Annotated in this window: 16 protein-coding genes; 9 read left to right on the top strand and 7 right to left on the bottom strand. The window is 68.2% G+C overall.

The window, feature by feature from the left end; all coding sequences use genetic code 11:
* The first annotated feature begins 79 nt into the window (after positions 1 to 79).
* Together F8M74_RS19900 and F8M74_RS19895 are read left to right on the top strand one after the other, a co-directional pair.
* Positions 80 to 961: a GGDEF domain-containing protein gene (locus F8M74_RS19900; protein WP_140788612.1), complete on the top strand. Its 882-nt coding sequence runs from the start codon at positions 80 to 82 to the stop codon at positions 959 to 961.
* Between the two features lie 3 nt (positions 962 to 964).
* On the top strand, positions 965 to 1,135 hold the full coding sequence (locus F8M74_RS19895; protein ID WP_163884498.1) for a hypothetical protein: 171 nt from the start codon (positions 965 to 967) through the stop codon (positions 1,133 to 1,135).
* A 148-nt stretch (positions 1,136 to 1,283) separates the two neighbouring features.
* Here the strand turns inward: F8M74_RS19895 and F8M74_RS19890 are convergent, their stop codons facing one another.
* The 5 genes from F8M74_RS19890 to F8M74_RS19870 all read right to left on the bottom strand — a co-directional run bounded on the left by F8M74_RS19890 (position 1,284) and on the right by F8M74_RS19870 (position 10,090).
* On the bottom strand, positions 1,284 to 2,312 hold the full coding sequence (locus F8M74_RS19890) for an NAD-dependent epimerase/dehydratase family protein (RefSeq protein WP_141255560.1): 1,029 nt from the start codon (positions 2,310 to 2,312) through the stop codon (positions 1,284 to 1,286).
* Complete coding sequence (locus F8M74_RS19885) at positions 2,309 to 6,721, bottom strand: AMP-binding protein (RefSeq protein ID WP_141255559.1); 4,413 nt, start codon at positions 6,719 to 6,721, stop codon at positions 2,309 to 2,311. The genes F8M74_RS19890 and F8M74_RS19885 overlap by 4 nt, the downstream gene beginning before the upstream one ends.
* Before the next feature lie 8 nt (positions 6,722 to 6,729).
* Positions 6,730 to 8,340: a lactate racemase domain-containing protein gene (locus tag F8M74_RS19880; protein ID WP_141255558.1), complete on the bottom strand. Its 1,611-nt coding sequence runs from the start codon at positions 8,338 to 8,340 to the stop codon at positions 6,730 to 6,732.
* Positions 8,341 to 8,353: 13 nt separating this feature from the next.
* The gene (locus F8M74_RS19875; protein ID WP_011551641.1) at positions 8,354 to 9,019 is read right to left on the bottom strand and encodes an HAD family phosphatase; all 666 of its coding nucleotides are present in this window, start codon (positions 9,017 to 9,019) and stop codon (positions 8,354 to 8,356) included.
* A gap of 90 nt (positions 9,020 to 9,109) precedes the next feature.
* On the bottom strand, positions 9,110 to 10,090 hold the full coding sequence (locus F8M74_RS19870) for an NAD(P)-dependent oxidoreductase (RefSeq protein ID WP_011551642.1): 981 nt from the start codon (positions 10,088 to 10,090) through the stop codon (positions 9,110 to 9,112).
* Between the two features lie 347 nt (positions 10,091 to 10,437).
* Between F8M74_RS19870 and F8M74_RS19865 the strand changes: the two genes are divergently transcribed.
* The 6 genes from F8M74_RS19865 (at position 10,438) to hemH (ending at position 18,783) form a co-directional block, all read left to right on the top strand.
* Positions 10,438 to 10,755, top strand: a complete 318-nt coding sequence (locus F8M74_RS19865) for an SWIB/MDM2 domain-containing protein (RefSeq protein WP_011551643.1) — start codon at positions 10,438 to 10,440, stop codon at positions 10,753 to 10,755.
* Between the two features lie 165 nt (positions 10,756 to 10,920).
* Positions 10,921 to 14,022: a malto-oligosyltrehalose synthase gene (gene treY, locus F8M74_RS19860; protein WP_141255557.1), complete on the top strand. Its 3,102-nt coding sequence runs from the start codon at positions 10,921 to 10,923 to the stop codon at positions 14,020 to 14,022.
* Positions 14,019 to 16,160 carry a glycogen debranching protein GlgX gene (gene glgX / locus F8M74_RS19855; protein WP_141255556.1) on the top strand — a complete coding sequence of 714 codons (2,142 nt, stop codon included), beginning with the start codon at positions 14,019 to 14,021 and terminating at the stop codon, positions 16,158 to 16,160. Before treY ends, glgX begins: the two co-directional genes overlap by 4 nt.
* A 127-nt stretch (positions 16,161 to 16,287) precedes the next feature.
* The gene (locus tag F8M74_RS19850; RefSeq protein ID WP_141255555.1) at positions 16,288 to 17,238 is read left to right on the top strand and encodes a TerC family protein; all 951 of its coding nucleotides are present in this window, start codon (positions 16,288 to 16,290) and stop codon (positions 17,236 to 17,238) included.
* A gap of 70 nt (positions 17,239 to 17,308) precedes the next feature.
* Entirely contained in the window at positions 17,309 to 17,695 is a 387-nt protein-coding gene (apaG, locus tag F8M74_RS19845) for a Co2+/Mg2+ efflux protein ApaG (protein WP_141255554.1), read from the top strand.
* On the top strand, positions 17,695 to 18,783 hold the full coding sequence (gene hemH, locus F8M74_RS19840; protein WP_141255553.1) for a ferrochelatase: 1,089 nt from the start codon (positions 17,695 to 17,697) through the stop codon (positions 18,781 to 18,783). The genes apaG and hemH overlap by 1 nt, the downstream gene beginning before the upstream one ends.
* Here the strand turns inward: hemH and F8M74_RS19835 are convergent.
* Both F8M74_RS19835 and F8M74_RS19830 read right to left on the bottom strand, forming a co-directional pair.
* Positions 18,734 to 19,753: a hypothetical protein gene (locus F8M74_RS19835; protein ID WP_141255552.1), complete on the bottom strand. Its 1,020-nt coding sequence runs from the start codon at positions 19,751 to 19,753 to the stop codon at positions 18,734 to 18,736. The genes hemH and F8M74_RS19835 overlap by 50 nt on opposite strands.
* Positions 19,754 to 19,801: 48 nt before the next feature.
* Positions 19,802 to 20,392, bottom strand: a complete 591-nt coding sequence (locus F8M74_RS19830; protein ID WP_228559845.1) for a hypothetical protein — start codon at positions 20,390 to 20,392, stop codon at positions 19,802 to 19,804.
* 184 nt (positions 20,393 to 20,576) lie between these two features.
* Here F8M74_RS19830 and F8M74_RS19825 point away from each other — a divergent pair, with 184 nt between their 5' ends.
* Positions 20,577 to 24,122: a DEAD/DEAH box helicase gene (locus F8M74_RS19825; RefSeq protein ID WP_171410326.1), complete on the top strand. Its 3,546-nt coding sequence runs from the start codon at positions 20,577 to 20,579 to the stop codon at positions 24,120 to 24,122.
* Positions 24,123 to 24,630: the final 508 nt, after the last annotated feature.

Here is a 24,630-nt window from a genome sequence, read left to right as displayed (position 1 = left end):
GCGCCGCCAAGGGCCGAAGAACCGGCCCCTGCTGCGTTGCATGGCGTCTGCCGAGGCTATCGTGCTAGCCTCGTTTCTGATGGCCGGCGACGAAACCCGCGTCACCAAGATCTCAACGCTCAACGTGCATGCCCACCGCAGCACGGAGTGTTGTCTCGTGCAGATTCATGGCCCGGAGCTCGGCAAGAAGTACCTCATCGAGGATGCCGAACTCACCATCGGGCGGGATCAGCACAACCACATCGTAGTGGACCTGGACAACGTGTCCCGCCGCCACGCCCGGATTCTGGGGCGTGGGGGGAAGATGCTCGTTGAAGACCTGGGCTCCACCAACGGTACCTTCCTCAATGACCAGGAAGTGCTTCAGGCCTCTCCGCTGCGCAGCGGAGACCTGGTCAAGGTCGGAGGCTCCATCTTCAAGTTCCTCGATGGCGACAACATCGAGACCCAGTACCACGAGACCATCTACACGCTGACCATCGCGGACGGTCTCACCGGCATCAACAACAAGAGGTACTTCCTGGAGTACCTCGAGAAGGAGATGGGCCGGTCGACCCGCTATCAGCGCACCCTCACGCTGATGATGTTCGACATCGACCACTTCAAGCAGATCAACGACGTCCACGGCCACCTCGCCGGGGACTACGTGCTGCGGGAGTTGGCCCAGTCCATCAAGCGCCTGGTGCGCCGCGAGCAGTGCTTCGCCCGCTACGGCGGCGAGGAGTTCGCCGTCGTCCTCCCCGAGGACGGCCCGGACAAGGCGCGCCTGTTCGCGGAGAAGATTCGCCGGCTCATCGCGGAGAAGTCCTTCGTCTACGACGAGAAGGAAATCCCCGTCACCATCTCCATTGGCGTGGCCGAGCAGACGCCGGACATGCTGGAGCCCACGCACTTCATCAAGGTGGCGGACGCCAACCTGTACAAGGCGAAGAAGTCGGGCCGCAACCGCGTGGTGGGCTAGGCCGTGGCCGCCAGCGCAAGCGAAGCGGGTCCGTCCTTTCTCGCGCGGTTGGTGCTCGTGCTCCTGGGCTGCGCCTTCCTCGGCGCGGCCTGGGTGTGGAGCCACCGCGCGGAGCCCTGGGCCGCGCGCCTGGTGGACAACGCCCAGCGCACGGTGGGTGTGCCGCAGCGCTAGGGGTGAGGTGAAGCACCTGGCGCGGTGCCGCCGGGCGGCGTCGCCCGGACGGCTCCGGTAGCGGCGCGACGCGGGGCTGCGGTGCACTCCCCGCGGCCAGGCCAGGGGCGGGAGTCCGGTGCCCGGAAGCTCACGCCGCGAGCCGCGCTCAGGTGTTCTCGCGCAGCTCCGCCAGCCGGCCCTTGGTGCCCGGCAGGCTCTGAGGCGGCATCTTCCCGTAGATGTGCTGCACCGTCTCGGAGAGCGTCTCCTGGATGTCGCGCGCGCGGAAGCCGAGCTCGGCCTCCGCCTTGGATGCGTCCAGCCAGAACCAGTGCTCGCCGATGTCGATCTCCTGCGGGTCCAGCGTCGGCGTGGTGCCGCGCACCTTGGCCCAGCGCTCCAGCAGCTTCCCGCCGAGCACGTTGACCTTGGAGGGGAGCTTCAGCTTCGGCGCGGGCACGCCGGACAGGCGCTCCAGCCGCTGGAAGAAGTCCTTCATGGACAGATTCACCCCCATGAGGTGACGGCCGTACACCTCGCCCCGGGTGAGCGCCTGGACGAAGGCGTCCGCCGCGTCGCGCGCGTCCACGAAGGAGATGCCGCCGCCCGGCATGGCCGGAATCTCGCGGTTGAGGAACTTCACCACCGTCCAGGTGGAGGACAGCCGGTCATCCCCGGGCCCCATCAGCAGGCTGGGGTTGAGCACCACCAGGGGAATCTCGTGCTTGCGGCAGTACGCGAGCGCCAGCTTCTCCTCGTAGATTTTCGACAGGTAGTAGGGCCACTGGCCCACCACCGTAATCGGGTAGTCGGCGCTCTCGTCGCGGACGTGCGCCTCCTTCGACACCGCGATGGTGCCGGAGGTGGAGGCCAGCACCACGCGCTTCACGCCGGCCTCGCGCACGTCCCGCAGCAGCTCGCGCGTGCTGTCCACGTGCAGCTCGAACATCTTCCGCGCGTCCTTCGGCTGGAAGGAGACGAGCCCCGCCAGGTGGTAGACGGCGTCCACGCCCTCCAGCGCGCGGCGCACCGCGTCCCGGTTCTTCAAGTCACCGGGGACGTACTCCGTGCCCGCGTAGGGGGCGCCCGAAGGCTGCGAGCGGCCGATGAGCCGCACCTCGTGGCCCGCCGCCACCAGCCTGGGCACCAGGTGCGTGCCCAGAAAGCCCGTGCCTCCCGTCACCAGCAGCTTCACGAGTCCTTCCCTTCCGTGGACGTGGACGCGCGGGGACTGGCCCCGGCCGGAGGCAGGTCCACGCGCTCCAGGTTCAGCACCCGGCCGTCGCGCAGCGCCCGCATCGAGTCCTCGGCGATGCGCGTGACGTAGCGGTAGCCCTCCGAGCGCGCCATGCCCTGCACCCGCGTGCGCAGGTCCGCGTGGCCCAGCACCGGACCGATGTTCACCCGCAGCGGCGTCTTCGTCTTGGGCAGCACGCTGCCCTTGGGCAGCGCGTCGAAGGCGCCGCCGATGTACAGCGGCAGCACGTCCATGTTGAAGGTGAGCGCCAGGTAGCCCAGCGTGGACTTGAACTCCATCAGCTCACCGGTGGTGGAGCGCGTGCCCTCCGGGAAGATGAGGACGTTGAAGCCCTGGCGCAGCGCCTCGCCCGCCATCCGCAGCGACTCGCGCAGCGAGCCCTGCCGTTCAATGGGGACCAGGTTGGTGAAGTTCTCGAACCAGGCGCGCTTGAGCGGCGTGTTGAAGAAGTAGTCGCGCGCCGCCAGGGACACCAGCCGCTCGCCCTGGTCACCCAGCGCCACGCGTACCAGGCCCGCGTCCAGGTGGCTGGAGTGGTTGGCGATGACCAGGAAGTTGCGGTTCTGCGGGATGAAGGACTTGCCCGTCACCTTCACGTCGAACACGCCGCCGTAGAGCACCTTCTGCCCGAAGGACAAGAGCTGACGGCCCACGTCCGCCACCACGTCGGGCACCGGAATCTCCACCTCTTCCGCGCGCTCGTTCTCCTTGGAGATCTCCTTCGCGCGCGTCTCCACCGTGGGGCGCTTGCCGGAGGACGCCACCACCTTGCGCAGGTCTTCCACCGTCTGCACCTGCGTCAGGTCGTCCACCGCGGGCAGCGGCACGCCGGCGGCCTCCAGCGCGGAGGACAGCTCGGTGAGCATCAGCGAGTCGAAGCCGAGGTCCCCGCTGAGCAGCGCGTCTGGACGCACGTCGGACACCGGCCGGTGGCTGACATCCGCGATGAGCGGGAAGAGCCAGTCCGCGATGCCGCCCGTGGCGGGGTTGGCCGCCTTCTCGCGCGCCTTGCTGGCGCTGGCCGCCATGCGCTCCTGGCGCTTGAGCTCCTCCACCACCTGCTTGCGCTTCACGCTGCGCTTGGCGGTGCGGGGCAGCTCGCCGTCCCACAGGCGCAGCACCTTCACGCGCCGGTAGAAGGGCATGCCCGCGCTCACCTTGCGGAAGTGCTCCTCCAGCTCGCGGCGCACTTCCTCGCGTGGGCGGTCCGCGTAGTCGGGCACGCACAGGCACGCCACCTTCTCACCGCCCGCGTCGTCGGGCAGGCCGACGATGGACAGCTCCTTGATGTGCGTGTGGTCCTGGTACAGCTCCTCCAACTCGTCCGGGTAGATGTTCTTCCCGTTGTGGTCGATGATGACGTCCTTCGCGCGGCCCACCAGGTACAGGTGGCCCTCCGCGTCCAGACGTCCCAGGTCGCCCGTGTGGAGCCAGCCGTCCTTGAGCACCGCCTCGGTGGCCTCGCGGTCGCCGAAGTAGCCGGGCATGACGTTGGGGCCCTTGGCCAGCACTTCACCCAACCCGTCGTTGTCCGGATTGAGGATGCGCAGCTCGATGCCGGGCAGCGCGCGGCCCACCGTACCGGGCTGGCGCTTGTTGCCGGGCTTCGTCACCGCCAGCACCGGCGCGGCCTCCGTCAGGCCGTAGCCCTCCGTGATGTTGAAGCCCAGCTCGTGGAAGGCCTTGTGCACGTCGTCCGGCAGCGCCGAGCCGCCCGACACGATGACCTTGATACGCCCGCCGAACTTGCGGTGCACCGGCCAGAACAGCAGCTTGCCCAGGTTGATGTTGTTGCGGTTGCGAAGCTCGCCGTGGGTGGCCATCAGCGCCTTGAGCGCCTGTTCGATGAACGGCGGGCGGCTGGCGAACTCCTGCGTAATCTTGCGGTGCAAGAGCTGCCACAGCGCCGGCACGCCCACCATGGCGGTGATGCGGCCCGTTTCGAACACCTCGCCCAGCCGGTCCGACGTCAGCTCGTCGATGTAGGTGATTTCCGCCCCGCGCCAGAACGGGGTGAGGAAGCCGGCGGCGAACTCGAAGGTGTGGTGCAGCGGCAGGACGGACAGCACGCCGTCGCCCACGCCGATGTCGAAGGTTCCCGCCAGCTTCGCCACCAGCGCGGCGAAGTTCCGGTGGGTGAGCATGACGCCCTTGGGCGTGCCCGTGGTGCCGGAGGTGAAGATGATGCTGGCCAGGTCATCCGCCGCGGCGGACCTGCGCACCGGCCCGATGCGGTCCGGGTGCGCCGGGTCGCCCGTCATCGCCTCCGCGAGGCTGGCCACGGTGACGCCGTCACCCAGCGCGGCGAAGAGGCCGGGGAAGTCCCGGGCCGCGTCCTCGGAGACGAGGCACGCGCGCGCGTCCGCCCGGCGGGCGATGTTGACGAGCTCCGCCTCGCTCAAGCCCGGGTCCACCGGAACGACGGTGGCGCCCGCGCGCAGGATGCCGAAGTAGCTGATGCCCCACTCGGGCCGGTTCTCCGACACCAGCAGCACGCGGTTTCCGTGCTTGATGCCTGCGGCCAGCAGGAAGCTGCCCACGCGCGCGGCATAGCGGTGCACCTCGCCGTAGGTGAAGCGCTCCTCCCGCTCGCCCGCCACCATGCGGAAGGCCACGCGGTGCCGGTACGCGTGCACCGTGGCTTCCATCAGCTCCAGCAGGTCGCGGTGCGCGGGGATGACGGTGCGCTTCTCGCGCTCCGACTCCATGCCCGGGAACACCCACTTCTCCAGGCCGGGGAGGTGTGTCCCCAGGAAGTAGTCGCGCCAGTCGATGTGCTCCGGGTCCCAGGGCACCTTCAACCGGTCCGCGTGCGCCATGCGCGCATACACGGAGCGGGTGTTGTCGCAGCGGAAGACGTAGCGGTTCTCGTAGAGGAAGGGGAGGAACAGCTCCGTCAGGGCGATGATGCCCTGGGCGTTGTCGTCCACCTCGTCCAGCGACACCTTCGCCTTGTCCAGCATGGCCTGGACGGCCGGGGCGCCCCACGCGGGACGCACCTCGTCGATGGCCTTCTTCAGGAAGCGCGCGCCGCGCGACAGCATGGGCGCGCTGAACAGCTCGAACTCCTTCTTGCTGACCGGCTGCGGCTCGACGCGCGAGCGCAGCTTGTTCATCAGCGCGTTGCCAGACTCGCGGTTGCGGTAGTAGCGCCGCCGGTACAGGCCCACCAGCTCCACGGAGCGGCCGGCGTAGAAGGGATTCTCATCGCCGGAGGCGAGCTGGTAGATGCGCCGCTCCTCCACGTCCATGGCATGCGCGGTGATGCCGATGGTGGCGCCCGCCACCTGGTCCACCGGGATGATGTCCAGGATGGTGTTCTCGCCCGCGGGGATGCCGCCGGGGCCCTTGATGCCCGCGAAGGCCAGGGGCGCGGAGGTGGTGAAGCCCTCGTTCCAGCCAGGGAAGGGGAAGTGCCGCGCGCTCTCCACGATGGAGGGCCGGACGATGGAGTAGCGCAGTCCCGGCGTGGCCGCGAGCACCTGCTCGCCCAGGGACTTGGTGTACGTGTACGTGTTGGGCCAGCCCCAGTGGGCGGCGCGCTCCATGCCGGCGCGCACCAGCTCGCCGCTGAGCCACAGCTTGCGCTCACGGCCCACCGCCAGCCGCAGCGTCTTCTCGTCGTTGGGGTCGCGGCCTTCTTCCTCCAGCCGATCCAACGCCTTCTTGCGGAAGGTGGACGTGAGGGCCCGGTCCTCGGCCTGCTCGCGCAGCCGCGCGACGATGCGCGCCGCGTCCTGCAGCTCCTGCTCCAGGCTGAAGTCGCGGCCGTCCATCTCCTCCCGCTTGGGGAAGTAGCCGCGAATCTCCTCGTCCTCGAAGACGAGCCCGCTGCGGTTGCCGGCCACGAAGGACGTGGACATGTGAATCAGCGGGACGGACCAGCGCAGCGCCAGCGCCGCGGCGAACTTCAGGCCGTGGGTGTTGACGTTGAGGCCCACCTCCAGCGACGGGTTGAAGGACACCAGACCGGCGCAGTTGATGAACGCGTGCACCTTGCCGGTGAGCGCCTCCACCTGGGGCTCTTCCAGGCCCATCCACGGGTCGGTGATGTCGCCGTCCAGCACCTCCACCTTCTGGCGGATGAAGGCCAGCGCGCCTTCATCCCCCAGGCTGTCTCGCAGCGGCTGGAAGGGCTCGCTGGTGGCGACCTTGTCGAAGAAGCGGCGCTCGGCGGACGCGGCGCTGCCCTTGCGGACCAGCACGTACACCTTGTCCAGGTCCTGCCCGTAGCGGGTCAGCAGCATGGACAGCGTCACCTTGCCCACGAAGCCGGTGGCGCCCGCGAAGAGCAGGCGCTTGCCGGTGAAGGTCTGGGTGACGTTCAGCTCGGGAAGGGCGGCCATGGGCGTCCTCACTTCACATCCACCATCACCGTGGGCGCGATGCGCAGCAGGCTGATGGTGGCCGAACGGCCCATGAACCCGCGGGCCTCTTCAATGGCCTCGGTGAGCGTGTCGGTGCGGTCCCAGCCCATCAGGGCGGGGACGTGGTTGTTCTCCGCGCCCGCGACAATGACCTTGCCCACGTGCTGGCGGCCATTCTCGCCCCAGTACCACATGTAGAAGGGGTGCACGCCGTGGTAGGCGTTGCCCTTGCGGTACAGGTGCACGTAGCTGGGGTTCTCCGCGAACTCGCGCTCGTACTTGTGCTCCAGCTTCATGGAGTCGCGCGTCTCCGGCAGCAGCCGGTGGAAGAACTCGATGTAGCTGGGGTGGTGCTCCGGGTCGAACTCGTCGTAGGCCGGGTGCAGGAGGATGAGCACGCCGCCCTTCTTCACCAGCGGCACGCCGCGGTTCAGGTTGTAGAAGTAGCCCAGCCCCATCACCTGCACCAGCAGCGGGTTGAGGATGGAGTTGACGCTGTACGGGGAGATGAACGGGATGGGGAAGATGACGATGTCGCTCTGTCCCTCCACCGGCACCACGTACTGCTTGTAGCTCGTCTCCAGCGTCTTCTGGTGCGTGGGCTCCGTGGCGCCGGCGTAGACGCCCGTGACGTCATAGGGCGCGGGGACGGAGTTGAGCACCTTGCGCGCCGCCGCGCGCGGCAGCTTGGACAGCGCGAAGCGCATGGCCTGGAACTTCAGCCGGTCCGTCTCCGTGTAGTCCTCTTCCTTCTTCGCCAGGAAGTCGGTGGGGCCGCCGAACATGCGGTTGTTCAGCGCCGTCTCGATGTGGAAGACCTTCAGGTGCTTGTCGATGTTGCGCCCGATGCGCTCGTTGCTCTTGTAGAGCGCGCTCGTCTTCGGCTCCATGTAGCTGTCGGAGGCGCGGATGGTCTTCGGGTTGTGGTGGTGGCGCAGCGACGCGTAGTTGGACACGCCGGTGCCCATGGACTTGTGCCCGCCGTTCATGGGCACGAAGTTCACGTTCACATAGACGATGAGGTCGCTCTCCGCCACGCGGCGGTTCACCGACACCTCTTCACCGTGGGACGTGCGCTCCAGCGCGACCATCCCGTCCGGGTCCTCGGCGTCGTGGTTGTAGTAGCGGTCCGGGTAGTAGGCGTCGAAGATCTTCTCGCCCACCATGCGCTTCATTTCGCCTTCCGTCATCCGGCGGTGCAGGGCGTTGGCGATGATGAGGTGCACGTCGTCCACGCCGCTGTCGGCGGCCAGCTCCAGGACGATTTCCAGGATGGTCTGCCGCACGTCCGGCGTGACCATGGGCGGCAGCGGCACGCTGATGTCGTCGATGACGCACGTCAGGCGCATGCCCGGCTTGAGGAGCGCGTGCAGCGGCTCCATGCCCTCCGGGTTGTTGATGGCGTAGCGGATGGCGGCCTTGACGTTGGGCACGCCGGCCAGGGGCGGGCGCGGGAAGATGACGCGCGTGCCGACCGGAAGGTCTTCCTGCAGGAAGTTCTCACCGTGGAACAGCACGCGCGGGGGGCTGCCCTTCTCGGTGATGACGACCTGGCTTTCCTCGTCGTACAGCTTCTGGAGCGTCTTGAACGGGCGCATGGCGTGGGGGCTCTTACTTGAGGTCGAGGATGGGCCAGTTGTAGGCGCGCGCGATGGAGCGCAGCCGCAGGTCCGGGTTCACCGCGGTGGGACGGCCCACCACCGCGAGCATCGCGTAGTCAGAGGCGCTGTCGGAGTAGCCGTGGCACTTGTCCAGCGACAGGCCCTCCTTGGTGCAGTAGGCGCGGATGGCGTTCGCCTTGTTCGCGCCTTCGATGATGGGCGGAATCACCTTGCCGGTCGCCTTGCCGCCCACGAACTGCATCTTGTTGGCGATCATGTCGTCGGCGCCCAGGTGGCGCGCCAGCGGGCGCATGGTGAAGTCCAGCGCGCCCGTGACGAGGACAATCTTGCATCCGCTGCGGCGGGCCTGGTCGATGAGGTCCTGCGTCTGCTCGAAGAGGGCGGGCTGCAGCACGTCCTCGAACATGTCCTCGGCGATGGTGACCAGGCGGTCTTCGCTCAGGCCCGCGTAGTAGCGGTAGAAGAACTCGTTGAACGTCTTGCGGTCCACCGCGTCCATGACACCGAAGAGCGGCACGCTGAGGGCGGTGCTCAGGGTCCGCCCCGCGATGCCCAGGACGGAGCCGCGGTTCATCGCGTAGTACGCGTAGACGTGGACGACGTTCGTCTTCACGAGCGTCCCGTCGACATCGAAGAAGGCAGCTTTCGAGGACATGGGGCTGCGGGCTTCCTGACACTTCGAGGGGGGGGAGGTCAATGATGCCGGGAGTTTGGCGTGCCTCCCGGCGGCTCGGGGGAGAAGGGGCTACAGCCAGCCCTGCTCCCGGTACCACTGCACGCTGCGACGGATGGAGTCCGCCAGGTCGCGCTGGGGGTGAAAGCCGAGCAGCCGCTCGGCCTTGGCCCCGGAGCACGTCCAGGCAGGCGCCAACAGTTGTTTCGCCATCTTCCGGCTCAGGGCCAGCTTGCGGCCCGTCAGTTGGGACACGCCGTCCGCCGCCGTGGCCATGGCCCGCAGCAGCGCGGGGGACACGCGCACGGTGCGGGGCGTCAGCCCCAGGGCCTGCGCGCCCAGGTCCTGCACCTTCTCCAAAGACAGGGGCTCGCCGGGGCCCGCGCAGAAGAAGGCCTCACCAATGGCCGCCGGGTGGGTGGCCTGCAACAAGAGGATGTCCACGACGTCCTCCACATCCACCATGGTCAACGGGCGAGGGCCGCCGGACAGCTCCAGCCGGATGCCGCGCTGAGCCATCTTGAAGAAGGGAAGGTTCTCCCTGTCCCCGGGCCCCAGGATGCGCGGCGGCCGGGACACCGTGACGGGCAGCCGGTCTCCATAGGAGAAGGCGATGCGCTCCGCCTCCGCCTTGCTCTCCCCGTACCATTCGTGGGGATGGAAGGCGTCTTCCTCCACGTGCGGCCGGGTGGGCGTGGACGGACCGCAGGCGGCCAGCGAGCCCGTGAGCACCAGCCGGGGGCGGTGGCCCGCGGCCACCATGGCCTCGCACAGGTGGCGGGTGCCCTCCGCGTTGACGCGCATGAAGTCGTCGCGTGTCGCGCCGCGGCGAGCGCCCGCCAGGTGGAAGACGACGTCCTGGCCCGCAACCGCGGCTGAGAGCGTGGAGGGCACCGTCACGTCGCCCTCCACCCGCGTGTAGGTCAACCCCGCGAGCCCCGAGGCATCTCCTCCCGGGCGCAACAGGCATGTGACGCTGTCTCCCCGCGCGGCCAGGGCCTTGGCCAACCACATTCCCAGGAAGCCGCCTGCACCGGTGATGAGGGCTCTCATGTTGGGGTTTCATCCAAAAAAACACACCACGACCGCAAGGAGAATCCGGCGGCCGCTTCCGGGAGTGATCCACGCCGATAAGGGGTTTCCCGAGGGCAGATAGCGTTCGGGAGCCTGATTTTCGGGCTCCGGACGCGTTCCGAAGTGAAGGCGCGCGAGGGTACCGAGTGCTCCGGAGGCTGATTCTCGGGCTCCAGCCGCGTTCGTAGAGGGGCGCTCAGAGGGAAAAACGCAGGAGAGGGCTGTTTTTCGGGCTTGGGCGTGCTACTTCTACGCCGCATCGGCTCTCGCTTCACATAAGCAAAGCCGTACAACGTCCCCTTCGGAGGGGAGGAGACTCAAGACGAATGGCCGCCAAGAAAGCTGCTGCGAAGAAGGCTCCCGCCGCGAAGAAGGCTCCCGCTGCGAAGAAGCGCACGCCGAACGCGTCGTTCATGAAGGAGATGACGCCGTCTGCCGCGCTCGCTGAGATCGTCGGCGCGAAGCCGCTGCCGCGCACCGAGGTTGTCAAGAAGCTCTGGGCCTACATCAAGAAGCAGGGCCTGCAGGACGCGAAGAACAAGCGGCAGATCAACGCCGACGACAAGCTCAAGCCCATCTTTGGTGGCAAGAAGAGCGTCACCATGTTCGAGATGACGGCGCTGGTGAACAAGCAGCTGAGCTGAGCATTGGCCGGGGCCTCCCGGTGGCCGTACTCGGGGCTCGCCGCGACAAGCGGCGGGCCCTTTGCATTTCCAGGGGGTGGCGTGTCGGCGCGGAGCGTTGGATAGAGGGCGGACGCGTTTCTGCGTGCTGGCGGTCGGCGCGCGGGCGGCCTACCTCTGCGCCACATGTTGCTCGACGCCTTGGAAGAAGAGGGGGCCGCCTCGAATGGGGCGGGTGGCGCCACGATGACGGCGGAGGCCCTGGCCGAAGGGCTCTACGCGCGCGTCCAGTCGGAGTTGGATGCGCGTCCGCACACACCCCTGTCCACGTACCGAGTGCAGTTCCACCAGGGCTTCACCTTCGAGGACGCGCGGCAGGTGGTGCCGTACCTGGCCCGCCTGGGGGTGAGTGACCTTTATGCCTCGCCCTATTTGAAGGCCACGCCGGGAAGCACGCACGGCTACGACTGCGTGGACCACCAACAGTTGAATCCCGAAGTCGGGACGCCCGAATCGCACGCGGCGCTCTGCGCGGCGCTGCGTGAGCAGGGCATGGGGCAGGTGCTGGACGTGGTGCCCAACCACATGGGCATCGAGCGGGACAACCGCCTGTGGTTCGACGTGCTGGAGAACGGCCCGTCCTCCGTCTACGCGAAGTTCTTCGACATCGACTGGTCGCCGGTGAAGGAGGAGCTGCGGGACAGGGTGTTGCTGCCGATTCTGGGGGACCAGTACGGCATCGTCCTGGAGCGAGGGGAGCTGAAGCTGTCCTTCCGCGACGGCGCCTTCTTCCTCCATTACTACGACCACCTGCTGCCGGTGGCGCCGCGTCAGTACTCCCGCATCCTCCGCCATGGTCTGGAGCGGATGGAGTCGCGGCTGGGGGGGGAGCACCCCGGCATGCTGGAGTTCCTGTCCATCCTCACCGCCATCGACTACCTGCCCTCGCGCACGGAGGTGGAGCGGCCGAAGGTGGTGGAGCGCCACCGGGAGAAGGAGGTCGTCAAGCGCCGGCTGGCCGCGGTGACGGCGGAGTTCCCAGAGATGCTGGCCTACATCGAGGACAACGTCCGCGTCTTCAATGGCGAGTCGGGCAACCCGCGCTCATACGACCTGCTGGACTCGGTGCTGGCGGCGTGCAGCTACCGGTTGGCGCACTGGCGGGTGGCGGGCGAGGAAATCAATTACCGGCGCTTCTTCGACATCAACGGCCTGGCCGCGCTGCGCGAGGAGGACCCGGACGTCTTCCAGGAGGCGCACGCGCTCATCTTCCGCTGGCTGCGCGAGGGGCTCGTCACGGGGCTGCGCATCGACCACCCGGACGGCCTCTTCGACCCGACCGCCTACTTCCTGGACCTGCAGGAGGCGTACTTCGTGGAGCGGGCCCACGCGCTCTTTCTCCAGACGCATGCGGAGGATGACACGCGCTGGCCGGCGGTGGAGTCCACGCTGCGCGAGCGCTGGCGCGCGGAGGTGACGCAGCAGCCGGACAGCCGGCTGCGCAAGGCGCTGTACGTGGTGGTGGAGAAGATTCAGGGCGGCCGCGAGCGCATGCCCGAATCCTGGGCCGTGCACGGCACCACGGGCTACCGCTACGCCAACGCGGTGAGCGGCCTGTTCGTCCAGCCGGACGCGGAGAAGGCGCTGACGGAGACGTACGAGCGCTTCGTGGGAGGGCAGGCGGACTTCGCCGAGCTCGTCTATCAGCAGAAGCTGCTCATCATGCGCGTGTCCATGGCCAGCGAAATCAACGTGCTGGCGCACGCGCTCAACGGTATCTCGGAGATGAACCGGCGCACGCGCGACTTCACGCTCAACTCGCTGCGTCGGGCGCTGGTGGAGTTCATCGCCCTGTTCCCCGTCTACCGCACCTACGTGGACGGCTGGCGCCCGGAGCTGGACGGGCGCGACGTGCAGTACATCGAGTGGACCATCCAGCGCGCCAAGGAGCGCAACGCCACCACCAACGCGTCCATCTTCGACTTCCTGCGCGACATCCTCCTGCGCCGCTACCCGGAGCACGCGGACGTGCGCGAGCGGGCGGACATGCTGCGCTTCGCCATGAAGCTGCAACAGGTGACGGGGCCCGTCATGGCCAAGGGCCTGGAGGACACCGTCTTCTACATCTACAACCGGCTGGTGAGTCTCAACGAGGTGGGCGGCGAGCCGGAGCGCTTCGGCGTCCACGCCAACACCTTCCACCTGCGCAACCAGGAGCGCTCGGAGCGGTGGCCGTCCAGCCAACTCACCTCCAGCACCCATGACACCAAGCGCAGCGAGGACGTGCGCGCGCGCATCAACGTGCTGACCGAGGTGCCGGAGGAGTGGCGCAAGCGGGTGAAGAAGTGGGCCCGCCAGACGGAGAAGGCGGTGTCTCAGCTGCCGTCCGGTCCGGCGCCCACGGCCAATGACATGTACCTCTTCTTCCAGACGGTGGTGGGGGCGTGGCCCATGGGCGACTCCCACTCCGCGGAGGAGATGGCGGACTTCCAGCGCCGGGTGCGCGAGTACATGGGCAAGGCCATCAAGGAGGCCAAGGTCCGCACCTCGTGGACCAACCCCGACAGCGCCTATGACGACGCGGTGGCGCGCTACGTGGACGCTTGCTTCGACTCGAAGGTGGCGGGCTCCTTCCTGGCGGACGTGCGGGACTTCAAGCGCTTCATCGAGCGCGCGGGCCAGTACAACGCACTGGGGCAACTGCTGCTGAAGATGGCCTCGCCCGGCGTGGTGGACACCTACCAGGGCTGTGAGCTGTGGGACTTGTCGCTGGTGGACCCGGACAACCGGCGGCCGGTGGACTTCGCGCTGCGCGCGCGGCTGCTGGAGACGCTGGACGCCGAGGCGGAGAAGGACCGGGCCGCGCTGAGCGCACGGCTGGCGGCGAACCTCGATGACGGCCAGGTGAAGCTCTACGTCCTGACGGAGTCCCTGCGGCTGCGCCAGCGGCAGGCGGCCCTCTTCCGGAAGGGTGGCTACCGGGCGATCGAGCTGACCGGCGCCCGGGCGAAAGCGGCGGTGGCCTTCGCCCGCGAGCACGGCGACACGGTGTTGGTGGCCTGCGCGCCGCGTTACACCCTGTCCGCCCTGCAGTCCCCCGAAGGGCTGGCGGGCGCTTACGGCAGCACGTTCCTGGACCTTCCGGAGGCATATGCGGGCATGATGTTCCGCGATGTGTTCACCGGACGTCAGGTGCGGCCCGAGCGTGGACCGGGTGGTGCGGTGTTGCCCCTGGGGCCGCTCCTGGCGGAGTTTCCGGTGATTCTGCTGGAGAGGAGCGCCGGATGAGGAGGGCCGAGGTGCTTCCAGGGAAGCCGTATCCCCTGGGCGCCACGTTTGATGGGCAGGGCGTCAACTTCGCGGTTTTCAGCGAGCACGCGAAGAAGGTCGAGGTCTGTCTCTTCGACCCGGAGGACCCCGCGAAGGAGACGCGCCGCTTTCCCTTGCTGGAGACGACGCACCAGGTGTGGCACGGCTACGTGCCTGGCCTGGCCGCGGGCGCCCTCTACGGACTGCGCGTGCACGGGCCCTACGAGCCGAAGAAGGGGCTGCGCTTCAACCCCCACAAGCTGCTGGTGGACCCGTATGCCCGAGCCATCCACGGCCAGGTGGACTACCAGGCCCCCATCTACGCCTATACGCCGGGCACCAAGGAGGACGACCTCGCGTTCGACACGCGCGATGACGCGGCCGCCGTGCCCAAGGGGGTGGTGATGGGCGCGGACACCTTCGACTGGGAGGGCGATGCCCCGCCTCGCGTGCCGTGGCACGACACGCTCATCTATGAAGTCCACGTGAAGGGCTTCACCAAGCTGCACCCGCGCGTCCCGGAGGCGCTGCGGGGCACCTACGCGGGGCTGGCGCACCCGGCCAGCATCGAGCACCTGAAGAAGGTGGGCGTCACCGCGGTGGAGCTGCTGCCCATCCAGCACATCGTTGACGAGCCCTTCCTCATCCAGCGCGAGAAGGTCAATTACTGGGGCTACAACACGCTGGGGTTCTTCGCGCCGGACGCGCGCTACAGCGGCTCGGGTTCGCTGGGCGGGCAGGTGGACGAGTTCAAGCGCATGGTGAAGCAACTGCACCGCGCTGGCATCGAGGTGCTGCTCGACGTCGTCTACAACCACACCTGCGAAGGCAACCAGTTGGGCCCCACGCTGTCCTTCAAGGGCGTGGACAACGCGGCGTACTACCGGCTCACGGAGAAGGACCCGCGCTACTACCTGGACGTCACCGGGTGCGGGAACTCGTGGAACGCCACGCACCCGTACGCGCTGAAGCTCGTCGCCGACTCCCTGCGCTATTGGGTGGAGGAGATGCACGTGGACGGGTTCCGCTTCGACCTGGCCACCACGCTGGGAAGAGACAGACACGGCTACGACACCCGCGCCGCCTTCTTCCAAATCATCCACCAGGACCCGGTACTCAGCCGGGTGAAGCTCATCTCCGAACCCTGGGACGTGGGCGACTTCGGCTACCAGGTGGGCAACTTCCCGGTGCTGTGGAGCGAGTGGAACGGCAAGTACCGCGACACCATCCGCCGCTACTGGAAGGGCGATGACCGGCAGGCGGCGGAGATTGGCTACCGCCTCACCGGCAGCTCGGACCTGTTCTCACTGTCCGGCCGCATGCCCTCCGCGAGCGTGAACTTCGTCACCGCGCACGACGGCTTCACGTTGCACGACCTCGTCACGTACAACGACAAGCACAACGAGGCGAACGGTGAGGAGAACCGCGACGGCGCCAACGACAACCACTCCTGGAACTGCGGGGTGGAGGGCGAGACGACCGACGCCAAGATCAACGCGCTGCGCGAACAGCAGAAGCGCAACTTCCTGGCCACGCTCTTCTTGTCCCAGGGCGTGCCCATGCTGGTGGCCGGCGACGAGATGGGCCGCACGCAGAAGGGCAACAACAACGCCTACTGCCAGGACAATGAGCTGTCGTGGGTGGACTGGGCGCTGAACGACACGCAGCGCGCGCTGCTGGACTTCACCTGCGCCCTGACCAAGCTGCGGCGCGAACAGCCGGTGTTGCACAAGCGGCGCTTCTTCCGCGGCGCCCATATGTGGGACAGCGAGCTGAAGGACCTGGCGTGGTTCCGGCCCGACGGCAAGGAGATGTGCAAGGACGACTGGGAGAAGCCCTACGTGCGCTCCCTGGGGTTCCTGCTGGGCGGTGACGCCATCACCGCGCCGGACGATGAAGGGAACCGGATTGTGGGGGACACCATCCTGGTGCTGATGAACGCCCACCACGAGCCCATCACCTTCATGCTGCCCCCCGTCGAATGGGGCGCGGACTGGGAGCTGGTGGTGGACACGGCGTTGGCGGGGGAGTCGCCTCGTACGCATACGCCGGCGGGGGGCACCGTGCAGGTGGTGGGCCGCTCCCTGGCGGTGCTGCGCCGCCCAGCGACGGAGTAGCCCCCGCGGGGCCGGAAGGGGCCCGCTGGACGAAAGGAGGAGGTCTAGCGGGTTTCACGCGGGGGTCGACGCCCAGGCATCCCGCCGGTAGGGTGCGCCCCGTCGTACCCTGCAACAGGATTGCTACGTGAACACGCAAGTCGCGCTCTGGGTGGGTTTCAACGTCTTCGTCCTCGCGATGCTCGCGCTGGACCTCGGGCTGTTCCATCGCAAGGACCATGCGGTGACGCCGAAGGAGGCGGGCCTCTGGACGCTGGTGTGGATTACCCTCAGCCTGATTTTCTGCGCGGGCATCTGGCACTACCAGGGGCCCACCGTGGGGCTCCAGTGGTTGACGGCGTACGTGGTGGAGTACGCGCTCTCCGTCGACAACCTCTTCGTCTTCCTGATGGTGTTCAGCTACTTCCGGGTGGCGCCCGAGCACCAGCACCGGGTGCTCTTCTGGGGCATCCTGGGCGCGTTCGTCATGCGCGCTGGCCTCATCATCGCCGGCACGGCGCTGGTGAAGCAGTTCCACTGGCTCATCTACCTGTTCGGCGCGTTCCTCGTCTTCACCGCGGTGAAGATGCTGGTGTCCAAGGACGAGGAGATTGACCCGGAGCAGAAGGGCATCGTGAAGTTCGCGCGCCGGGTGCTGCCGGTGGCCCGGTTGGGTGAAGGCAGCCGCTTTCGGGTGACGGAGGATGGCCGGCGCAAGTTCACGCCGCTGTTCATCGTGCTGCTGGTGGTGGAAGCCACGGACCTGCTCTTCGCGCTGGACTCCATCCCCGCGGTGCTGGGCATCAGCCAGGACGCCTTCATCATCTACACGTCCAACGTGTGCGCCATCCTGGGCCTGCGCTCGCTGTTCTTCGTCGTGGCCAGCCTGATGGAGAAGTTCCACTTCCTGAAGGTGGGCCTGAGCGCCATCCTGGGCTTCGTGGGCGTGAAGATGCTCATCACCTTCTTCGACATCCACGTCCCCATCGGCATCTCGCTGGGCGTGATTGCCGGCGTGCTGGTGGCGGCCATCATCGCCTCGCTGGTGTGGCCGAAGCAGCCCGAGCCCGGACAGGACCGGGAAAGCGCCAAGACCTAGGCAGGGCGCTGGGGCTCCCAACCCAGCGTTTTCCTTGCAAGTGGCCGCCGTTGCCGCCAAATCTGGGGGCATGTCCTCCAGCGCCACCACCGACGGCATCCGCATCACCGTGAAGCCCGCCTACTGGCCGGAGCGCAGCGCTCCGGAGTCCGGGCAGTTCGCCTTCATGTACACGGTGGAGATTGCCAACGAGGGCGACGCGCCGGCGCAGCTCAAGGCGCGCCATTGGGTCATCACCGATGCCACGGGCAAGGTGGAAGAGGTGAAGGGCGAGGGCGTGGTGGGCCGCCAGCCCAACCTGGGGCCCGGAGAGCGGTTCGAGTACACGAGTTGGGCCATGCTGCGCACGCCCTTCGGCACCATGCGCGGCACCTATGACATGGTGCGGCCGGACGGCACGCACTTCGAAGCGCGCATCGCCGAGTTCGCGCTCACCCTTCCCAACTCCCTGCACTGATGCCAACGCCCACTTCGAAGCGAGGGCTGCTGCTCGTCAACCTGGGGACGCCGGATGCCCCGCAGACGGGGCCCGTGCGCCGCTACCTGCGCGAGTTCCTCAATGACCCGCGCGTCATCGACATCCACCCGCTGGGCCGCTGGGCGCTGCTCAACTTCATCATCCTCCCGATGCGTCCCGCGAAGAGCGCGGAGGCGTACCGCAAAATCTGGATGAAGGAGGGCTCGCCGCTGCTCGTGTACAGCCAGGCCCTGGCGGCCCAGGTGGCCGAGCGGCTTGCGGGGGAGTACGAGGTGGTGCTGGCCATGCGGTATGGCTCGCCCTCCATCCCCGACGGCATCGCGGCGCTCAAGGCGCGCGGCGTGTCGGAGTTCACCGTGCTGCCGCTGTACCCGCAGGAGGCCGCGTCCTCCACCGCGTCCTCGCTGGCGCGCACCTACGAGGTGCTGGCCCAGTCGTGGGACGTGCCCTTCGTGCGCGCGGTGCCGGCCTTCTTCGAGCACCCAGGCTTCCTGGATGCCTTCACCGCAGTGGCGCGGCCGGTGATTGACGACGCGCGCGCCGACTACGTCCTCTTCAGCTTCCATGGCCTGCCGGAGCGGCACATGCGCAAGAGCGACCCGACGGGGACGCACTGCCTGTCCACCGCCTCGTGCTGCGACGCCATGACGGACGCCAACCGCCACTGCTATCGCGCGCAGAGCTACGCGACGGCGCGGGGGCTGGCCCAGCGGCTGGGCCTGCCAGCGGATGGGTGGAGCGTGTCCTTCCAGTCGCGGCTGGGCCGCACGCCGTGGGTGAAGCCGTACACGGACGTGGTGTTGCCGGAGCTGGCGAAGAAGGGCGTGAAGCGCTTGGCGGTGATGTGCCCGGCCTTCGTGGCGGACTGCCTGGAGACGCTGGAGGAGATTGGCCTCCGCGCGCGGGAGCAGTTTGTGGAGGCGGGAGGGGAGTCGCTGACGCTGGTCCCCTCCCTCAACGCCCACCCGGCCTGGGTGGACGCCGTGGTGCGCATGGTGCGCGAGTCGGACGGGCCGCCTACTGCTGTGGCTGGGCCGTCGGCGCCGGCGCCGATTCCACCGCGGTGAGGCGCAGCTTCAGGGCGCCAGTGGGCACCTGGACCGCGGCGGTGGGGAAGCCGCCCTTCGTCACCGACGTGACGGTGCCTTCCCAGGAGCGCCACCGCCCGGCCTTCACCAGGAACTCGCCGCGGCCGGTGATGTTCACCTCGGCGCTGGCGCTGGTTTCGGGCGTGGCCCGGGGCCGGGGGCGTTCCGAGTCGTCCGCCTCCGCGTCTTCCTCCGCGGCGCGTGCGGGCGAGGTGGGGGGCTCATCCTTCGCGCGGACCTTGCCGGCCAGCTTCTCGGAGATGTCGTACTCCAGCGTGGCCACCTGCTCGCCCCCGTCGGCGGGCGTCAGGCTGGCGAGCTTCACGCGGTTGCTCCGCTCGGGCTGGCCGGCCTGGAACTGGGGCCCCAGCGCCTCCATGAGGATCAGCTCGGTGCCGAGCGACCACGTGTCACCGGTGCCCACCGGATCTCTCGGCAGCTCCAGGACCAGGGTGGCGGTGTTGCGGGTGGCGCCCTGCAGGCCGTCGAGCACGAAGCCGCGCTCGCTCAGCGTGGCCGTGTCCGCGTCGGCGTTGCTGCCCACGGGGACGACGCGGAGGCGGTAGTCACCCGAGTCGGTCCGCTCCATGAAGTAGGTGACGGGCCCGGGCAGGGCCGCGGGGGCAACGGCGACGGGCGCGGGCTTCTCCTTGCCCTTGCCCTTGGCGCTCTTGGGGGACGTGACTGCCTCGGTGCTGGCGGGCGCGCCGCCGGTGCGCTCGATGTCGAGCCGGTACGACGTGGGCGCGCCCTGGGGAATCTTCCACCGGAGGACCACCTTCGACGGGTCCACGGGCGGCTCCGCGGCAGCCGCGGGAGCGGCCTCCGCGGGAGGCGGGGCGTCCTTCATCCCCGGCGGGCGGGGAATGGGCTCCATCTTCCCACGAGGCTCTTCCTTGCAGGCGGTCAGTGACAGGGCGACGACCAGACCAAACACGCTTTGCTTCACGCGGGGACGCTCCTTGGCAGCCCTCGCGGGATATCGAAGCAGGCGAGGTCATTCAAGTACGTCACCCGGCCGCTTCGAGGACGAATGGGCGAGATACACGTCGACCTGCGTCTTGACGCGTCCGGCGAAGTCTGGGTCGAGCCGCTCCATGATGGCCCATTCGAGTTCAAGGTCCCTGCGGAGGTTGGGCCTGGCGGAGCGCACCAGCACGGGCTCGGTGGAGAGCAGGACCGTGGGCATGATGTTCTGCTTCTCCTCGGGGGCCGTCATGGTCGTCGTCTCCGGCGTCGGCAGCGACTGCGTCCGGGCGGGCATGTTGGCGGCCATATGGTATGCGCGCACGGTGAACCGGCCGTCGGGACGCTTGTGCCCCTCGACGTAGACGCGGGACCAGTGGGTGAAGACGTCGTAGTTGCCGGAGACCTTCCACGGCGTGATGAGGAACATCGGGTCCGTGCTGGGTAGCAGGGCATAGCCGCGCTCACTCAGAATCGCCTCGGCGGCCTTCATGACCTGCCGTGCGGGCATGTCGTACACCACATAGCTGCTCGTGCGCTCCAGCAGCGTCTTGCGTTGGTTCGTGCAACCCACCAGTGCGAGCAGCGTGAGGATGCTTACGAACGCGGGGGTCATCGTCATCGGCGGGCCTCCGTGTGGGACGCGGGACGTGTGTCGTTGGGTGAAAACGCCACGGCCAGGGGGGCCATATCGGCAGGGACATACGGAAAGTGGAGCGGGGCCGTGCAGGGGCAGCCAGCCGTCTTGCGTCCTCGCGTCACGGGTCTGCTTGCGTTTCGTGCGTGCTTTGCGAAGAAGCGGGTGCATGTCCGAGCCGCCTGAGAAGCCCGTGACTCCCTTGTTCGATACGACCCGTGACGCGCTGGCGTGGCTGCGGGCGCAGGGGCTCGAGCACTTGTCGCGGCTGAGCCTGGCGGTGCTGATGCCGCTGGTGGAAGCGGCCTGGTTGCCCCAGGCACGTCCCGTGCTCGCCCGCCGAAGGCTCGTGGAGTTGCTGAGCACGGACTCGCTGGCGCGTTGGATGACGGAGGCGATGCCGTCTCCTCGGATGAAGGAGCTGCTGCCCACGCTCGCCTGGCGCTTCGTGGAGGCGGAGCGGCTCGGCGCGGAGGCGTCGCGGGCTTCGCTCGAGGAGCGGCTCGCTCCGCCCGCCGAGTCCCGCACGCACCGCGTCCATGGTCTGCTGCTGGCGCTGCGTGCGCGCGTTCCAGCGTCCGTCGCTCCCCGGCCCATGCACGCGCTGGTGCCGGATCTGATGCAGTACGACGCTCCGCTCCCGGGCTTCCGCCTTCGCGAGACGCGCATCTCCGAGCTGCCAGTGGGGGCGCATGCGGGCTTCATCCTTCCCGAGGCCCGGCTGATTTTCGCTCCCACCGAGGTGACGGGGGACTGCTCCTGTGGCGCGACGTTCTGCGTCCACCTGTTGGCGGCCATCGACACGGCGTTGCTGTGGTTGCGCCAGCCCTGGTCCGAGTCCTTTGGAGAGGAGCTGGAGGAACTGGTCCGTCCCGGTTGGGAGCGCGCGCTGCGGGCGCTGGAGCGAGCCGTTGACGACAGTCCCGGTGGGCCCGGAGGCGGCGAGGTCTCCTGGCGGCTGGACGTCATCAACGGGTACGGCGTGGAGCTCGCGGCCTACGTGCACAAGCGCAACAAGAAGGGACAGCGCAGCACGGGCGCGAAGGTGAGCCGGCGCAAGCTGCTGCAGGACCATGGCTCGCAATTGTCGGCGGCGGACGCGCGCCTGGCGGCGTTGCTGCCGGAGTCGGAGGCCCCCGCGTCGCGCGCGCTGCTCTTCGAACTGGTGGGGCATCCCCGCATCCACCTGGATGAGAACCCGGACCTGCTGGTGCGCATCGAGCGCGCGAAGGTCGGGCTCGTCGCCGAGGACCGGGGCGGCGTGGTCATCGTGAGCGCGGGGGTGGATGGCGCGATGCTGCCCATGGCGATGCTGGACCGGGTGCGCAAGGCTCAGCCGGAGGAGGGGCTCTACATCTGGGATGACAGCCAGCGGCTGCTGACGGTGCTGGACGCGGGCCCCGAGGTCCGCGCGCTGCTGACGGCGCTGAACCGCCACGGCAATTCGTTTCCGCCGGAGAGCCACGTCGCGCTGCTGGACCAGCTGTCGAAGCTGTCCCTGCGCGTGCCGGTGGCGCTACCTCGGAGCGTCTTGGGGGAGTCGGTGCCGCTGCGCTACGCCCCCGTGGTGCGCATGGAGGCGCATGCGAGCGGGGCGGTCCGTGTGGAGCTGCGCACGCGCCCGTTGCCGGACAGTCCCACGTTCATTCCGGGCGAGGGGGCACGCGACGTCCACGTCCGGCGGGGGGCGGGGGCCGTGCACGCGGTGCGTGACTTCATTCAGGAGCGCGACGCGGCGGAGTTGCTTCAGGCCCGGTTGCCGCTCGACACGGCGGAGCCCGAGGAGCTGCCCTTCACCTTCCGCTTCACCAGCGCGCAGGGCGGCCTGGCGGTGCTCTCGGCCTGTGTGGAACTGGAGCCGAAGCCGGAGCTGGAGTGGGTGGGGGCGCCGGTGCGGCTGTTCCACGCCGCCGCGCCTCCGGCGCTGAAGGTCATCCTGGAGCGGAAGCGGGACTGGTTTGGCGTGCTGGGTGGGCTCTCCGTGGAAGGCGAGCGGGTGGAGTTGGCGCGGCTGCTCGATGCGGCGCGGCGGAAGGAACGTTTCGTCCAGGTGGACTCGACGTCCTACGTGGAGATTGAAGGCGCGCTGCGAGAGCACCTGGAGCGGCTGGCGGACCATGCGCATGCCACGCGCCATGGCCTGGAGGTGGGGCCTTCCGCGGTGGAGACGCTCACTGCGCTCCAGGACGCGGGCGCCGAGGTGGAGGCGGACAAGACGTGGCAGTCCCTGGTGGAGCGCATCTTCGCGGCGAAGGAGCTGAAGCCGCGGGTTCCCACGGGACTGAAGACGGCGCTGCGGGATTACCAACTGGAGGGCTTCCGCTGGCTGACGCGACTGGCTTCGTGGGGCGCGGGTGGGGTGCTCGCGGACGACATGGGCTTGGGCAAGACGGTGCAGGCGCTGACGGTGCTCCTGGACCGGAGCAAGCTGGGGCCCGCGCTGGTGCTGGCGCCGACGTCGGTGGCCTTCAACTGGATGGACGAGGCGAAGCGCTTCGCGCCGTCGCTGCGGATGAGGCTGTTCTCGGACGCGGCGGACCGGGGCCGGACGTTGGAGCAACTGGGGCCCAAGGACGTGCTGGTGCTGAGCTATGGCCTGCTCACGCGGGACATCGAGCGACTGTCGAAGCTGCGCTTCTCCACCATCATCTTCGATGAAGCGCAGACGTTGAAGAACGCGACGACGCACCGGTTCCGGGCGGCGCGGGCGCTCCAGGGGGACTTCAAGTTCGCGCTGTCGGGCACGCCGCTGGAGAACCACCTGGGCGAGCTGTGGAGTCTCTTCGCCGTCGTCTTCTCGGGGTTGCTCGGGAGCTGGGAGGCGTTCCGTTCGCGCTTCGCCGCGCCGATTGAGCGGGGCGTGGACCCGACGGCCGCGCCCGCGTTGGCTCGGGTGCTCCAGCCCTTCCTGCTGCGCCGGACGAAGGCTCAGGTGGAGGCGCAGCTTCCTCCGCGGACGGACATCCGGGTGCCCATTGTCCTCTCGTCGGAAGAGTGGGCGCTCTACGAGGACGCGCGGCTGGCGGCGCTCTCTGATTTGGAGACGCGCAAGCCGAAGATGAAAGAGCAGGAGCGGCGCATCGAGATTCTGGCGGCGCTCACACGGCTGCGGCTCCTGGCTTCACATCCGCGGCTGTATGACGCCGGGTCGAAGCTGGAGTCGGCCAAGCTGGAGCGGTTCATGGAGTTGGTGCGGGAGCTCCGCGCGGAGGGGCATCGCGCGCTCGTGTTCAGCCAGTTCACCTCCCACCTGGCTCTGGTGCGCGGGGTGCTGGACGCGGAGGGGATTGATTACGAGTACCTGGATGGGCAGACGCCCGCGGGGGCTCGGGCCGAGCGGGTCCGCGCGTTTCAGGAGGGGGACGTGCCGCTGTTCCTGATTTCGCTCAAGGCCGGTGGTTTCGGGCTCAATCTCACGGCGGCGACCACGGTGATTCACCTGGACCCGTGGTGGAACCCCGCCGTGGAGGACCAGGCCTCTGACCGCGCGCACCGGATTGGGCAGGAGCGGCCGGTGACGGTGTACCGCCTGGTGACGCGGGGGACCATCGAGGAGCAGATGCTGTCGCTGCACGAGCACAAGCGCGCGCTGGTTGCGGGTGTGCTGGAAGGGAAGGATGCGGCGGGACGGCTGTCGACACAGGAGTTGCTGGGGCTGTTGTCCCAGCGGCTGGCTCCGCCTGGGGAAGAGGAAGGGCCCCGGACTCGGCACTGATTCATGGGGGATGCAGGGGCCGACCCTGGTTCTCGTGCTCCGACGTCGAACACCCGTCCATCACATCGAGGGCGTCTAATGAAAAGGGCGACTCTCACGGGGTTCGAACATGATCAAAAGGCTATCGGTTCTCCAGGGGAGCGCGGCATTGAAGGAGAGCTCCCTGTTCAATAGGCTTAATGCCCCGAGGATCGTGAGGCTTGCGAGCAGCGACACGGCCAGCGAACTCTGTCGGTCTTGCTTCATGCATAGCCAGATGACGGCCACGGCTGAAATGATGCCTCTTAATGGCCACCAGAAAAGGGCGGAGCGAAGCAACGTCTCAAAATCGGGCGGGGGCGAAGCACTGGACCACGCGATGAGGGTGGCGGTAGGGACGAATCGGATGAATTCAGTGGTGACGATGCCAGTCCAGAATGCTCTCGGACCCGTTCTTCCAATCATGAAAACAGCCACAAGTTGCGCAAGGCCTGTCATGATGTCTGAGACCCCGTCGCCGAAGTACATG

It is taken from the genome of Myxococcus sp. CA023 (assembly GCF_010998615.1).
In the GTDB taxonomy this organism is placed as follows: Bacteria; Myxococcota; Myxococcia; order Myxococcales; family Myxococcaceae; genus Myxococcus.
This window is presented reverse-complemented; position numbering and strand designations above follow the sequence as displayed.